General features: G+C 44.9%; 10 protein-coding genes. 4 read left to right on the forward strand and 6 right to left on the reverse strand.

Annotation, left to right across the window (positions count from 1 at the left end):
- Positions 1-6: 6 nt before the first annotated feature.
- On the reverse strand, positions 7-528 hold the full coding sequence (locus tag A3K91_RS06010; RefSeq protein WP_062844449.1) for a Spy/CpxP family protein refolding chaperone: 522 nt from the start codon (positions 526-528) through the stop codon (positions 7-9).
- A gap of 228 nt (positions 529-756) precedes the next feature.
- Between A3K91_RS06010 and A3K91_RS06015 the strand changes: the two genes are divergently transcribed.
- The 3 genes from A3K91_RS06015 to A3K91_RS06025 all read left to right on the forward strand — a co-directional run bounded on the left by A3K91_RS06015 (position 757) and on the right by A3K91_RS06025 (position 8,510).
- The gene (locus A3K91_RS06015) at positions 757-1,443 is read left to right on the forward strand and encodes a response regulator transcription factor (RefSeq protein ID WP_062844450.1); all 687 of its coding nucleotides are present in this window, start codon (positions 757-759) and stop codon (positions 1,441-1,443) included.
- Positions 1,444-1,457: 14 nt separating this feature from the next.
- A complete protein-coding gene (locus tag A3K91_RS06020) occupies positions 1,458-3,065 on the forward strand; it encodes an ATP-binding protein (protein WP_084387383.1) in 1,608 nt (535 codons plus the stop codon).
- 411 nt (positions 3,066-3,476) lie between these two features.
- Positions 3,477-8,510 carry a YadA-like family protein gene (locus A3K91_RS06025; RefSeq protein WP_062844452.1) on the forward strand — a complete coding sequence of 1,678 codons (5,034 nt, stop codon included), beginning with the start codon at positions 3,477-3,479 and terminating at the stop codon, positions 8,508-8,510.
- Positions 8,511-8,698: 188 nt separating this feature from the next.
- On the opposite strand, the gene maiA is transcribed toward A3K91_RS06025, so the two are convergent.
- Entirely contained in the window at positions 8,699-9,337 is a 639-nt protein-coding gene (gene maiA, locus A3K91_RS06030) for a maleylacetoacetate isomerase (RefSeq protein ID WP_208855377.1), read from the reverse strand.
- 186 nt (positions 9,338-9,523) lie between these two features.
- Here maiA and A3K91_RS06035 point away from each other — a divergent pair, with 186 nt between their 5' ends.
- Positions 9,524-10,402: an IclR family transcriptional regulator gene (locus tag A3K91_RS06035; protein ID WP_062845892.1), complete on the forward strand. Its 879-nt coding sequence runs from the start codon at positions 9,524-9,526 to the stop codon at positions 10,400-10,402.
- A gap of 54 nt (positions 10,403-10,456) precedes the next feature.
- Here the strand turns inward: A3K91_RS06035 and A3K91_RS06040 are convergent, their stop codons facing one another.
- The 4 genes from A3K91_RS06040 to A3K91_RS06055 form a co-directional block, all read right to left on the reverse strand.
- Positions 10,457-11,509, reverse strand: a complete 1,053-nt coding sequence (locus A3K91_RS06040; protein ID WP_062844454.1) for a TRAP transporter substrate-binding protein — start codon at positions 11,507-11,509, stop codon at positions 10,457-10,459.
- Between the two features lie 161 nt (positions 11,510-11,670).
- Complete coding sequence (locus A3K91_RS06045) at positions 11,671-12,246, reverse strand: VOC family protein (protein ID WP_062844455.1); 576 nt, start codon at positions 12,244-12,246, stop codon at positions 11,671-11,673.
- Positions 12,247-12,356: 110 nt separating this feature from the next.
- Positions 12,357-13,646: a fumarylacetoacetase gene (gene fahA / locus A3K91_RS06050; protein ID WP_062844456.1), complete on the reverse strand. Its 1,290-nt coding sequence runs from the start codon at positions 13,644-13,646 to the stop codon at positions 12,357-12,359.
- Between the two features lie 379 nt (positions 13,647-14,025).
- On the reverse strand, positions 14,026-15,222 hold the full coding sequence (locus A3K91_RS06055) for an amino acid aminotransferase (protein ID WP_062844457.1): 1,197 nt from the start codon (positions 15,220-15,222) through the stop codon (positions 14,026-14,028).
- Between the last annotated feature and the right edge of the window lie 155 nt (positions 15,223-15,377).

Genomic DNA, 15,377 nt, shown 5'->3' on the forward strand with positions numbered 1-15,377 from the left:
TAAGAATTACATACCTTGATGTTTTTTGCCCTGCATTTTGTGATGACCTGGACCTTTATGTCCTTTAGCCATTTTCTCAGCTTCTAATTTGGCCAGTTTTGCACGCTGCTCGGGTGTCAAGACTTGGGCAATGGCATGCTGAGTTTGTACACGTTCAATAAAGCGCTGTTTTGTTTTAGCCGCTTGTTGATCGGCCAGACGATTTACGGCAGCAGTGTTGAGCGTACTTGCATTGGTCAAAGCTTGCATTTGCTGATGCATCTGCATACGCTCTGCTTTATTTTTAGCGCGATCAGCTTTATAGTCGCCATGTTTTGCTTTCATGATGGCTTTGATTTGCGCTTGCTGCGTCGCTGTCAGATCTAACTGAGACATCGGGCCTCTCATGCCGCCTTTCTTCATACCATCTTTATGCTGCATTTTGCTGGAGGTCGGTGCTGTATCAGTGGTTGCATTAACGCTGGTACATGCAGTCACGGTAAACACGCTAGACATTGCCAGTACTGAGCCCAATAGTAATTTTTTCATAGTGTAATCCTTTATGTCGTTTGGTTAAATGATAATGAACAGCAACGTTTGATTTTGCCAATATGTCCATTGCAAAGTGCAGTACTCGCTGTTGATGAGGCTATTCTACGACAGCTAAAGGTTACGAACATTTATGAAATATTAAGAAAGGTAACGGTTATGGCGTATCGATCAGTAATTGCCTGATAATATGAGTAACAAAGGTATTTACCGCTTAAGGAGACAGATGTGCCGAATATACTGCTGGGCGATGATGATGAAGAGCTGACTCAATTATTACAAGAATATCTTCATAATCATGGCGTGACCTGCGACTGTGTTCATGATGGGGAGGCTGTGATTCAAACATTAAAGGCGGCGAGTAACAATGCGTCTGCTTATGACTTGCTGGTGCTAGATATCATGATGCCAAAAATTGATGGATTGAGTGTGCTGCGCCAACTGCCAAACATCAGTGATGTGCCCGTTATTATGTTGACTGCCAAAGGTGAAGAGATTGATCGTATCATTGGCTTAGAGCTTGGGGCTGATGATTATATCACCAAACCCTGCAATCCTCGGGAGCTGCTGGCGCGTATCAATGCGGTGATTAAACGTACTAATGCGGTTGCATCGGAGCACACACCGTTGCCTGAGAGCCGCTTGCATCTTGATCAAAATCAGCGGCTGTGTCAGATAGATGGTGTCGAGCTGCAAGTGACTGGTACAGAGTTTGATCTGTTGGTCGCGTTGCTTAAACAAAAGGGCGAGGTCGTGAGTAAGACATGGCTGTCAGAGCACATTCTACAGCGCGAATTGCAGCCGTTTGATCGCAGTTTGGACGTTCATATTTCCCGCTTGCGCAAAAAACTTCAACCCTTTCACGATGAACCGATTAAAGCCGTTCGCGGTAAAGGCTATCAATTGGTACTGTAATGGTGGAATCACCAATGAAAAATGCCACCTTTAGAGTGCGAATCACGCTGTTTTGGCGTCTGTTTTTGAGCCTATTATTAACGATTCTGATGACCTCTGTTTTGTCCATCATGGTAGAGCGCTGGCTGGTCGAAAAAGAGCTGACAGCTCGTATGGATGTACAAATTGACAGTTTGTTGATTAAGCGTGAGGAAATAGTGCAAGCGCTAAAGGTAGGAGATTTCGCAGCAGTTAGAGAGATGTATCGCCAAGACCGGCGGCTCATGAATCAGATTAGAGTCTATGATGAAGAAGATGCCATTATATTTCCACGTTATCGAGAAAGAGACGATCAGCGTAAGCCAGAACGTAGGCAAAGGAATGAGCAGGCAGTAGAGCAATCATCAATTCGGACAAACTCAACTCAGACAAAGCCAGCGGTGCCGCCCGCACCTCGCTTCGATACTGAAAAAATGATCAATGGCGAGAATAGAGTCCATGAAAAGCCATCCATTTTAGATCATATTTTGCAGCCGATAATGCCGCGTGGGGCTAAGATGGCTGACCCTGACACTCGTCCTGAATTGGCTGATGTGACGGTTGCCTTGCCCAACAAAAAAACAGTCCTTATCCAATTGCGTCCGCATTTGCGTTTTTCAGATGTTGTAGAGCTGCAACGTAGTAATTTTCCAATACGGTTATTGTTGATACTTCTCTTTAGTATCTTAGTCTGCGTTTGGCTAAGTCGCACGCTGACTTATCGTATTCGACGTGTACAGAGTACGGTACACCGTATGATTGATGGGGATTATCAGGCAAATCCAGATTTATCCAAAATGGGCGATGATGAGCTGGGTTTACTGGCTAAAGACGTTGCCAAACTGTCGATAAGACTGGCTGAGAGTGAGTTGGCGCGCAAACAGATGCTCAGTGATATCTCTCATGAGCTACGTTCACCGCTGGCGCGTCTAGAGGTGGCGACCGAGCTCACACGTGACTTTGCTCCCAATACCAGTCGCTACCTAGATCGCATTGATAAAGAGTCTGCACGAATGAATGAGTTGATTGAGCAAATCATTCATATTCAATCGCTACAAATGCAGCAATACACCATCGACAATTTAGAGAATGAAGCAGTCAATCTTTCTGAGATTATCAGTGAGATAGGACAAGATGTTTGCTTTGAGTTTCAACATAAGAACGTGCGCTGGCAGTGGCAGCCGTCTCGCTTTTTATCAAAGAGTGATACCGATTTTTCTTGGACAGTCCTTGGCAACCAAGAGCAGCTACATAGTGCCTTTGAAAATGTGATTCGCAATGCTTTTATGCATACAGAGGCAGGCTCAACGGTCAGTGCCGAGATGAAAGAAGTAGAGATGGATAATAAGTCACATGCTATTGAAATCACCATAACAGATGAAGGCGGCGGCGTCGCAGAAAAAGATTTAGATCGAATTTTTCAGCCGTTTGTGCGTCTTGATTCTGCACGTCATCGCGAAACTGGCGGTTATGGGCTGGGTTTGGCAATCGTTCATGCAGTGGTGATAGCGCATAAAGGTTACATTAATGTTTATAATCGACAGGATGGTATAAAAGGTTTGATGATGCAGATAACGTTGCCAACTGAATATAACGGTCACTAATAGCTGGTGAAAATAATAAAGGCTCAGGTATGCGGATGTTCATGATGTCTGCATACCTGGGCTTTTTTTTGGCTCAAAAATAGAAATTCTGATAAACGAACATAATTTGGTATAAACGGACGATATACGAATTTATATATTTGTTTAAGTAAATATAATAGATAAAGGGTACTAAGTACCCGACTAGTTGTATTGTTACTTTGTTTGCATTTGTTAATACTTATGTATAGAGAGTGATAAAAAAACCACAAGATAAAACGTCTTGTTCTGAAAGGTTAATATTAGTAACACTGTAAAAGGATTTCGCATTATCAATTTATAAACCGTTTTATTTTGCGGTATCAACTCTCTGCAACATAGATTGTATCTCTGATTTTTCAAATCTGACAATTCTATAGGGGAGTACATATTATGAACCGCATCTATAAGGTGATATGGAACGAAGCCTTAAACTGTTTTACGGCCGTCGGTGAATATGCCAAGGCACGCGGCAAATCTTCCAAATCTAGCGTTAGTTCTAACGCTACTATCAACACCACTTCTAACCTATCTTTTATCAATACATTGCGCCTGAGTACAATAGGACTTGGGCTTTTGGCCGCTGGCTTTGTTGTACAGACAAATGCTGACGTCAGTTACTCCAATCTCATCAATATCACTGGTCATCAAAGCCAAGGTAATGGCCATGACACTCATGGCAACGGTAATGGATATGGCCACGAAACTCATGGTAACGGCAATGGGTATGGCCATGATGAGAATGGCAACAGCGGTAATAACGGTAATAACGGTAATAACGGTAATAACGGTAATAACGGTAATAACGGTAATAACGGTAATAACGGTAATAACGGTAATAACGGTAATAACGGTAATAACGGTAATAACGGTATTGGACTAAAGTTTGCTGGTGATACTGGTGGAACGATTATACGGAATCAAGGCGAAACGCTGAATATTAAAGGTGGCGAAACTGATACCACAAAACTCACCAGCGGTAACAATATCGGTGTGGTGTCTAATGGTACTAATACTCTGACTATCAAATTAGCAAAAGATTTGACTGGTTTAAACAGTGCGAGTTTTAACAGTGGCGTTGTGATCTCCGCTACTGGTATCAATGCTGGTAACAAAGTTGTCTCAGGCGTCGCTAATGGTGTGGCTGGTAATGACGCGGTCAACGTCAATCAGTTAACCACTAGCATTGCCGCCAACAAAACCAAATACTATAGTGTCAACTCAACTGCGACTGGTAATAGCAATAACGATGGGGCAACCGGACCAAATGCAATGGCTATGGGTGGCAATGCAACGGCTGCTGGTGGACAAGCGATTGCAATTGGGAGTGGTCAAAGTGGCCAAAACACAACAGCAAGCGGGCAACAATCCATTGCGATCGGTGCCAATGTGGTATCAAAAGGTCACTCATCTATCGCACTTGGCGGTGATGATTTAGATGACGCTTCAAAAACAAATATCGGAAGTAATTCAGCCAGTGCTACATTGAATGGTGGCACCGTAAATACGACCTTCAATAGCTATGCAGGCAAAAACCTTGTCGAACCCAATCGGTATGATGTCAATACAGAATCGGGTGGCGCTGCGTCAATTGCAATGGGTGTAAAAGCCCTATCTAAAGGTGATTTATCTACCGCAGTTGGCGTACATGCTAACTCTGCGGGTACCGCTTCCTCGGCCTTCGGTATGGCAGCCTCTGCTACCAAACAAGGATCATTAGCGCTTGGCGCAGGTGCTAAGTCTGATGTTCAAGACGGCGTGGCTCTAGGGTCAAGATCTGTTGCTAGTGTGGCAGGTGGGGCGACCGGATTTGTACCAGTAGGGACTTTGACCGTTGATGAAAACGCCATTATCGCAACGAGAAGTGTGGCACTAGGTGCTGTATCAGTGGGTACAGGCGCACAAGGTGGTAATCGTCAGATTGTAAACGTTGCTGCAGGTACCAATAACAGTGATGCTGTCAACGTCGCGCAGCTAATCGGTCTCCAAAATGGTATTAACGGTACGCTAAACCAAGGCATAGATTTTGGCGGTGATAGTGGCACCAACGTCAATCGTAAGCTTGGCGAAAAATTATTGGTGAAAGGTGGCGAAACTGATGCTACAAAACTCACCAGTGGTAACAATATCGGTGTGGTTGCTGACGGTAATGACACCTTAACCATCAAATTGGCAAAAGATTTGACGGGGCTAGATAGCGTCACCACAGGAAATAGCCTGCTCAACACCAATGGTTTGAGCATTACAGGTGGTCCAACATTCACCGCAACAGGTATCAATGCCAATAACCAACAGATCCAAGGCGTAGCAAGTGGCGGCACAATCGAATCTAACGCTGCCAATATCGGTGATGTAAACACGGCGATTACTGGCGTAACCAATTTAGGCTTTGGTCTAAAAGCGGCCGATGGTAATACCGTGCAAAAACCACTAGGACAAGCGGTTGAAGTGGTTGGCTCTAACAATAACATCGACACGCGAGTGAACAACGGTAAAGTAGAAGTGCAACTCAACAGCAACCTTGATCTTGGCAACAACGGTAGTGTCAAAATGGGTTCAGCTTCTCCTTTCGGTCTTGGTAGTACGACGACACTTGATCGTTCTGGTCTTACAACAGGCAATGCACTCCTTAATACCACCGTTGATGGTTTAGGTGTTAGAACGGGTAACGCATTAATCAACACGACAGTGAGCAGTTTGGGTGTTGCTGTATCTAATCCATTCTCTACTACTACTTTATCTGGTAACGGCCTTAACATTCTTGGTGGTCCAAGCGTGACGACTGCGGGTATCAATGCCGGTAATAAAAAAGTGGTCAACGTTGCTAATGGCGTACAAGCAAAAGACGCCGTCAACGTCAGTCAGCTTAACAGCGCCTCAGCGGCTGCGCGTACCAAAGTACTGAGCGGCACCAATGTTGCCAGTGTTGACTTCTCAACCGACAGCATCACAGGACAAGACGTCTACACCGTCAATGCCGATGGCACCACTGCCTCAGCTGGCTCATCAGCCGTCACCGTCACTCAAGGTGCCAAAGATGGCGCGACCAACATGACGGACTACGCAGTCGACTTAAGCGACGCCAGTAAAGCAAGCTTAGTCAAAGCGGACAGCGCTATGCAAAGTGTGGTCACTCAGATCGATGGTAATGAGGTTAAAACCCTGAACAGCACCGACAATAGTGCCAACTTCCTCACAGGCGACAACATCGTCTTGACCGCTGAGGGTGGTGGTATCAAAGTCGCCACCGCACCAGATGTGTCCTTCACTACCGTCACCACAGGCGATACCTTGCTCAACACAGAAGGCGTCCGCTTCCTTGGTGGTAGCAGTGTCAGACTGAGCCAAAGCGGTCTTAACAATGGGGGCAATCGTATTACCAATGTGGCCGATGGTGCGGATGATACCGATGGGGTCAATGTTAGACAGTTGAAGGCAACCAACAGTACCGTTGATTTGGGGCTCGACTTTACTGGAGACGATACCGCAGTGATCGTCAACCGTAAGTTAGGTCAAACATTAACGATTCAAGGAGGTGCGACAACCTTAACAGACAACAACATCGGTGTCGTGGCTGATGAAGACGGCAGACTAAACGTGAGATTGGCTGAAGATGTGGTGCTTGGCAGAGCAGGTAGTGTCAGAATGGAAAACACCGTGCTCAACAACGCAGGCGTCACCATCACAGATGGACCCAACCAAACCGTGACGCTAAGCAATGAAGGTCTTGATAATGGCAATAATAGAATTATCAAGGTCGGTGAAGGTATTGCACCAAGTGATGCTGTCAACTTCGCACAACTCACAGTCACCAATAATGAAGTAGCTAAAGGCATCAAGATTGGTGATGGTAATAGTGACAATGATCAGCAATTCGCATTAGGCGATACTATCAATGTGACAGGAGACAGCAATATCACTACTGTTGCTTCTGCGACTGGTGTCCAAGTGAAACTTAACAATCAGTTGGATCTAGGAGAAGAGGGTAGTATTCAAATAGGCAATAGCATCATGAATAATAATGGTTTCACCTTTGTTGATAATGGCTCAGGTAGAACGGTTGCACTAAGCAGCTTTGGTCTCGATAATGGTGGCAACACGATCCGCAATGTTGGCAAAGGTGTACTAAATACTGATGCTGTAAACGTCGAGCAATTAAAAGAAGTTACTACTGTCTTGGATCAAGGTTGGGGTATCAGAGCTCAAGGCGATGCTGCGACTCAGGTAAAACAAGGCACTGCTGTTGATCTTAACAGTAGAGACGGCAACATCAAAGTGTCTAGAACCTTAGCCAGTAATGGCGCTAGCTCAGGCGTAGCCGCGGCGGCTGGTGCTAATGATATCAGCTTTGATTTAAACCCAGACATCAATGTGGTTAGTGTCACAGCTGGTGATACAACAGTCAATAGCAATGGTCTCACGATTGCAGGTGGTCCAAGTATCACTAAAAGTGGTATTGATGCCGCTGATAACAAAATCACCAATGTCAAAAACGGTGAAGTAACGGCTACCAGCCAAGACGCTATCAATGGTAGCCAGCTCTATGCTCAAGGCAGTGGTATCAGCAGTATCATCGGTGGCAACACGGTTTACAACGCTGAAAACGGTACTTTTACCAATAGTAATATTGGTGGAACGGGTAAAGGCAGTATTGATGGTGCGATTGCTTCTATTAGACAAGGCACAATTGAAATCAACGAAAATGTGCAAGCCAATACAACCAATATTGCCACTAATACAACCAATATCGCAACGAACACCAGAAACATCACAACCAATACTACCAACATCAAGGCCAATACAGATAGACTTGATGCAGGACTTAACTTTGGTGCAGATAGTGGCGCTAATATTAACAAACCTGTAGGTGATGGCAGTGTTCTGAAGTTCACTGGCGGTAATAACATCACTACCACAGCACAAGGTAGTGCTATCAAGTTCGATCTCAACAGTAACATCACCGTAGATAGTGTCAAAACTGGCAATACCACGGTGAATAACAATGGCGTTACCATTGCTAACGGACCTAGTATGACGGCAAGTGGTATCGATGCTGCTAGCAACAAAATTACCAATGTTGCTGATGGTATGGCACCTAGAGACGCTGTTAACTTCGGTCAATTAGATGCGGTTAGTAGACAACTTGGTGACAACATGAATCAGTTAGGATATAAGATCAATGAGGTCGAAGACGATGCCAACGCTGGTATTTCAGCAGCCATGGCAATGTCTTCACTACCACAAGCCTATCTCCCTGGTAAATCGATGATTGGAGGCGGTATTGGTACTTATAATGGAGAAAGCGCTGTTGCTATTGGTTTCTCCAAACTGTCCAATGATGGTCGTTGGGTCATGAAGATAAATGGTACCGCAGATACACAAGGTAATGCTGGCGCTTCGATTGGTGCAGGCTTCCACTTCGATTAATGGAAAAAGCCAGACCAAGTATTAGGCTAATGAGCAAAACAAAAAAGCAAGACAACCAGTGTCTTGCTTTTTTATACGTAAAGTTAATTTTTCGTTCGAGTACCATAAAAAAATATAAGGTTTTAGTCAGTAGACACTTATTTACCATTGGCATCAGATAAATACTGCTTTAATAAAGTTATTGCGACTCATGGCGCATCAGGCTGAACCATAGGGTCAGCATCTGCAAACGCTTTTAGCGTACGGCAATGCGTATCAATTTCGACAATATTAGGGTAAGCACTTAGATCTACCTTGAAACGTCGAGCAGAAGAAACCTGCGGAATCAAATAGCAATCTGCAAAGGTAGGGTGGTTACCGTAACAGAATTTTCCGCGAGTTTTGTCATTGGCTAGGCGTTTTTCTAACGCGTCAAACCCTTCTTTCATCCAGCGACCGCACCATGCCAGCACTGCCTCTTCATCCACTGATAACTCGTGACGCAGATACTGTAGGACACGGCGATTATTAAGTGGGTGGATGTCACAACCAATCATCGCACTCAGCGCACGTACCTGCATACGACCAGCCGCATCCTTAGGCAATAACGGGGTGTCAGGATAGATGTCTTCTAACCACTCTAAGATAGCGGGGCTTTGATACAGGAGTAAATCATCAGCTTGTAAAACAGGCACCAATCCTTGAGGATTGATAGATTGAAAGGCGGCCTCTAGTTGTTCGTCTTGCGCCAGATTGACTGCGATATAGTCATAATCCAGTCCCTTTAAGTTCATGGCGATACGTGTACGATAAGACGTGCTGCTGCGAAAATAACCATAAAGTGTCATCATCATTCATTCCTTTTATTGTGGTATGTTATCAATGGGATAAGCGGTTATAATTACTAAGACCGCGCTTATGTCATACAGAAAAAGAGAATATTGTTAAATAAAAAGTTATTGAGTCGTATTTTTATTTGGCTAATACGCAACCTTACCAATCATTCATTAAAAACATCATTTATCGAGCAAAGCATGCCAGCATCTGACAACCTTGTAGATAGCAATCTGACAAATAATCTTGCCACCAACAAAAATCAAAATGGCGTCCAATCCCTTGAAATTGGGCTATCCATCTTGGATGTATTGATCGAGTATAACGAACCTATGATGCTAAAAGACATCGCCCAAGTGATGCAAATGCATCCCGCAAAATGCCATCGCTATCTGGTCAGTCTTATTCGTAAAAACTACGCTCGAAAGCTCAGTGATGGTCGTTATGGGCTTGGCGATAGGGTCAATGCCTTAGCAGCACTCGGCCACACGGGATACAACCAAAGCAATATCTTAGAGCGGCTGACACATATCGCCAATGAGATCAAAGATACTTTAAACTGCGCAGTACAAATCGCCAAGTGGTTCAATGAGGGCCCTATCATCATTCACTCTGTCGAGCCAGATAGCCCCATCAGTATCATTACTCGTATTGGCTCGCGCATGCCGCTGACGACATCAGCGACAGGTCAGTTGTTTGCCAGTTACCAACCTGATGCCATCATCGAACCATTGGTCATGGCGGAATGGCAGACAAAAGACAAAATGGAGCTAGCCGCACAATGGCAACATTTTACGCAACTACAAACCAAGATTCGTACGCAAGGTTATGCGACGGTCACTGGCGATATGCTAATGGGTATCAACGCCATCACGATCCCCGTTATATTGCCGCAACCAACAAATGCTTTTGCCACATCATCTATTCACCATGACAATAATGATAAGCGCCCGCCAGAAAACCTATCATTAGAATATGCCATTACGATTATCGGAACCACAGAGCAGCTACCAATGAGTAAGCAGCATAATGTGGTTGAGCAAATCCTAGCCATCGCGCAGCGGTATCAAATCGCGTAGGATGCTTGAGTCGTAACCATATTAGTTATAACAGTACCTGCGTAATCATCTGAGTTAAACCGCACAGGTCTTACTGGTTGCTTTGATCTTTTCGTATACAGCATCAGCGTCTAACCCTGTGGCATTTACTTCATCTAGATATTTTTGTGAGCCTTCTATCAACGGTCCTTTCCAGTTGGGATCATTGAGTGGATCAGGAATATCAATCATCACATCGCCTTTTTCTTTAGCAGCCGCCATGGCTTTGTCGTTACTCACATCAAAGACTTTGGAGATATTAGCTGCCAGTGCCGCACCTGAATTATCATCAATGACTTTTTTGAGATCCTCTGGTAGACGATCATATTTGTCTTTGTTCATGCTAATGACAAAAGTGGAGTTATAAAAAGGGATGTTGGTATGAGTATTGATGAGCTCATCCAAACGGAACGCTTGAATGGGTTGCCATGTAAAGCTGAGACCATCAATGACGCCGCGCTGAAGGGCAGTATAGGTGTCGCTTGCAGGCATGCCAACAGGCGCAGCTCCAGTTGCTTCAATGATGTGGCTTGCCACGGCAGATGGCTGTCGAATCCGTAGGCCTTTCATATCAGCAGGTGTACGTATGGGCTTGTCCACCGTATGCAGTGCGCCTTGACCTGTTCCGATAAGGGCAAGCAGATGCGTGTCTTTGTACTCGTCTGCAATGACGCCTTCATCATAAAGCTTATGAAGGATACAGCTTTGCTGCTGGGCGCTATTGGTGATACCGGGAAGCTCGGCAATTTGGGTTAAAGGAAATCGTCCTGCGGTGTAGCCTTGGGCTTGCATACCAATATCAACGATGCCTTTGGCCGTAGCGTCATACGTAGCCCCTGGTTTGCTCAGCGTGGCAGAAGGGTAAATCTCAACCTTGATACGTCCATTTGAGTCGGCTTCGATTTTTTTTGCCCATGGCTCTAGCGCCTCAGTATTTATATTGTCATTGGCTGTCATAAAGTGGGAAAATCTGAGAGTGGTCACGTCGACTGTATCTGTCGAAGCCTTAACTGCCTCATTATTATTGCTACAGCCAGTCACTGCAATGCAAGTAGTTAGCAGTATTCCTAAGTGCGTTTTTGTTTTCATCATAGAATCCTTTCATGATGAGGCGGTAATTATCAAGGGGCAATAGTCATCGCCAACAGGTTAGATTGTCTGAATAAAGTCTCAACATTAAAAAGCTTAAAGCTTACTGTTTTTTTAACAATCTAAGTTAAAGAAAACAGTAAGCGGAACAACGGTTGTGTTTATTCGCCAGCAGGTGCGACCTCTTTTGCTTCGCTAAGCTCGTCACTATGCAAAAACTGAGTATGCGTTGGTGCGCGCTTGGTACGTGACCATTCTTCTAGCATATCGTGTTTGATGGCTTCAGTAATCATAGAAACCTTGTCGTGCGAGGTTGGATCATCATAGGTCAGCTCCAAGCGATGACCGTTTGGATCAAAGAAATAAATAGAATGGAATATACCGTGGTTGGTTACCCCAATCACATCAATGCCCGTCTTTTCTAGATGCTCTTTGGCTCGTAGCAACTCATCACGGTCTTTGACCTTGAGTGCTAGATGCTGCACCCAGTTTGGGGTGTTGGGATCAAAGCCCATTTCTGGTTGATTGGGGACTTCAAAGAATGCCAACACATTGCCATTACCTGCGTCCAAAAAGACATGCATATAGGGATCAAAGGCTTTGGTCGATGGCACATGGTCTTCAGCGAATGCTAGGATAAAGTCCATGTTGAGGTGTTTCTGATACCATTCCACGGTTTCTTTGGCATCTTTGCAGCGATAAGCCACGTGATGAATTTTTTCGATTTTAAAGCTCATATCAAACTCCTTTTGATAAGGCGTTTGGCAAGTCTTTGGTATCTAACAGTGCCATTTACTTGCCTTTACGCCCATTTTACGCTGGTGATGCTAATGCGATTTATTAAAGATTATTTGTCAAAGTTAAACTGAATGGCGGGCAGTACTTTACCGCGTACCTCACCAAAGCCGACACGGATGCCGTCTTTTTCGCTATAGCCTTTCATAATGACGGTATCGCCATCTTCAATGAAGCTGCGAGTCGCGCCACCTGTTAGCGTGACAGGCTTTGTCGCATTCCAAGTAATCTCTAGCATCGAGCCATAAGAGTCTGGCGTTGGGCCTGAAATAGTGCCTGAGCCCATCATGTCGCCAACCTCTACCTTACAGCCAGTGATGGTGTGGTGGGTAAGCTGCTGCGCCATGGACCAGTACATGTATTTAAAATTGGTCTCACAAACCACGGTGGCGCTATCGTTGTCTTCAGGCAGGAGTTCTACTGATAAATTGATATCAAAGCTATTATCGGTTGCTTTTTCGTCGAGATAGGCAAGTGGCTTTGGTTCTTGAGTCGGGCAAGCCGTTTTAAACGGCGCGAGCGCGTCCATGGTCACAATCCAAGGAGAAACTTCAGAGGCAAAGGTTTTGGCATTAAAGGGGCCTAAAGGCACATATTCCCATTTTTGGATGTCACGGGCAGACCAATCGTTGAGCAAGACCATGCCAAAGATGTGATCAAACGCCTCATCTACTGCGATGGGCTGACCAATGTCATTGCCTTTGCCGACCACAAAAGCGGTCTCAAGCTCAAAATCTAGACGCTTACAGGCAGAAAAAATAGGACGGTCATCGGCATTTGGTTTGAGCTGACCCGATGGACGGACAATATCAGTGCCACTCACGACCACGGTGCTGGCGCGTCCATTATAGCCAACCGGCATCTCAGTCCAGTTAGGCAATAGCGCATTACTTGGGTCACGGAACATCGTGCCGACGTTGGTGGCGTGTTCTTTTGAAGAGTAAAAATCGGTGAAACCTGGTACTTGTACCGGCAGGTGCATGGTGACGTCTGCTTGCTGGAACAGCGCCTTTTTCTGTAAATCTTGATTGTCACGTAAGGCATCATTGTCACTAGATAGCAGCATTTGAATGGTTTTGCGCGCTTGTGTCCAGTTGTCTCGACCGGAGTCAATAAAGGCATTTAGCGTTGGTTTATCAAAGTAGGGACCACCATCCAAGCTCAGTAGCCCTGCGGCTTCGATGACAGCGAGATCCAAGACTTGCTCACCAATCGCCACACCAGCACGGCGCTTGCCATCAGCAGTGTTGCTAAAAATGCCATAAGGCAGATTATGAATTGAGAAATCTGAATCGCTTGCGATGTCGATAAATGAGGTGAGGGTTGAGTCAACCGTTGACATAAGATGCTCCTTGCGAAAAATAAATGATAAATTACGTTATAATTAATTGCTTACGAATAATGTAATTTATAGAAAGATAGATTGCAAGGTTTTTTATATAGCGAGCACCTATTGTATGAATACAGCCAATGCTAAATAACCTAGGTAAACATATTATTACGTGCTACTAAGACAAATTTTTCTCGCTTGCTATGCCTGCGCAGACAGAGGCTTCGCAAAATTTATCTTAGTAGCACTTTGCTTTTTTATAGCGTACTGACGGTGGTTTACATGAGTTTTGGACGAAAAAAAGGCTGAGCCATTGCTCAACCTTTTTTCATGACAGTGTTACTTATGATATTTGATGTTATATCAAATCATATGCCTTAATTTGATGGGATCAGTCTTTTAAAACGTCAGCCATGGCATTGGCCACATAGTCGATATTGCTGGTGTTCAAGCCAGCCACGCACATACGTGAATTAGAAATCATATAAATACCGAACTCGCTTTGTAAGCGCTCGACTTGCTCAGGCGTCAAACCTGTAAAGCTAAACATACCATTTTGACGCGTAATATAATCAAAGTTACGATTCGGAACTTTGCTTTCTAACACAGACTTGAGTTTGAGGCGCATGGCTTTGATACGATCACGCATCGCATAAACTTCGCCAACCCACTGGTCATGTAGCGCTTCGTCATTCATGACGATATCGACGACACGTCCGCCATGTGATGGCGGGCTTGAGTAGATACGGCGTACGAAAGCGTTGAGCTGACCAAATACGCGCTCGGCTTCATCCACGGTTGGGCACACAACAGATAAGCCGCCAACACGCTCGCCATAGAGCGATAGGTTTTTAGAGAATGAGTTGCTCACAAACAATGGTAGACCCATATCGACCGCTTTACGAATGGCATAAGCATCGCTGTCCATGTCGTCGCCAAAACCTTGATAGGCGATATCCATGAATGGAATCAAGCTGCGTTCTTGAACCACGTCTAGCACAGTGTCCCATTGCTCACGAGTCAAATCCATACCCGTTGGGTTGTGGCAGCAAGGATGTAATAACACCACATCGTCTTTATTCAAGGTGTTAAAAAAGGCGATCATCTCATCAAACTTGACGCTATTGCTGGCTTTGTCATAGTACGGATATTTACCAACTTCAACATCTGAGCCTTCAAAGATAGCAATATGGTTGGCCCACGTTGGATCGCTGACATAGCACTTGGCATGAGGGAACCATTCATTGATAAACTCTGCGCCGACTTTTAGCGCCCCAGAACCACCAATCGTGGCGATGGTCGCAACCAATCCATCTTGTAAGACTTTTGCGTCTTTGCCAAACAGTAGCTCTTGGCAGCCTTTGCGATGTCCTGGCAAACCTGCCATTGGCAGATACGGACGAGGCGAGATGGGATCTGCGATACGCTGCTCGGCAGTTTTTACACAATCGAGTACCGGCAATACGCCATCTTCATCATAGTAAATACCAATCCCCAAGTTGACCTTGTTTGGATTGCTGTCTTCCAAGAATTTTTCCATGAGCCCTAAAATTGGATCACCAGCGTAGTAGTCGACACGTTCAAACATGTTGCTTCCTTATAAAATGTAAATCGAACCGCCAAAAATCATAGAGCAAATCGACGGCTAACTCAATATGAGATTCAGATATCTTGGATAATTCCCAAAATAATTGCCCAAATGGGTTGGGTTTTTGGCTATTTCAGCGCCAGACGCGTTTTATC

It is taken from the genome of Psychrobacter alimentarius (genome assembly GCF_001606025.1).
In the GTDB taxonomy this organism is placed as follows: domain Bacteria; phylum Pseudomonadota; class Gammaproteobacteria; order Pseudomonadales; family Moraxellaceae; genus Psychrobacter; species Psychrobacter alimentarius.